The following is a 514-nucleotide window of genomic DNA, read 5'->3' on the forward strand; positions in this document are numbered from 1 at the left end:
TAGGAGTTACCGGACCTACTGGACCTTCTGGTGGGCCTCCTGGACCTCAAGGTAACACGGGTGCTACTGGACCTCAAGGTACGCAAGGTGCTACCGGTTCCACTGGTCCTCAAGGTGCGCAAGGTAACACAGGCGCTACTGGTTCCACTGGACCTCAAGGTGCGCAAGGTAACACGGGTGCTACTGGACCTCAAGGTGCGCAAGGTAACACGGGTGCTACTGGACCTCAAGGTACGCAAGGTGCTACCGGTTCCACTGGACCTCAAGGTGCGCAAGGTAACACAGGCGCTACTGGTTCCACTGGACCTCAAGGCGTTCAAGGTAACACAGGTGCTACTGGTTCCACTGGTCCTCAAGGTGCGCAAGGTAACACGGGTGCTACTGGACCTCAAGGTGTTCAAGGTAACACGGGTGCTACTGGTATAGGAGTTACCGGACCTACTGGACCTTCTGGTGGGCCTCCTGGACCTCAAGGTAACACGGGTGCTACTGGACCTCAAGGTACGCAAGGTGC

Annotated in this window: 1 pseudogene; it reads left to right on the forward strand. The window is 57.2% G+C overall.

Annotated features, from left to right (window positions below):
• Positions 1-514, forward strand: a pseudogene (locus MR155_RS31350) (collagen-like protein); the annotation flags it as partial.

The sequence above is a fragment of the Bacillus cereus group sp. BfR-BA-01331 genome (assembly GCF_022663915.1).
Lineage (GTDB): Bacteria > Bacillota > Bacilli > Bacillales > Bacillaceae_G > Bacillus_A > Bacillus_A mycoides.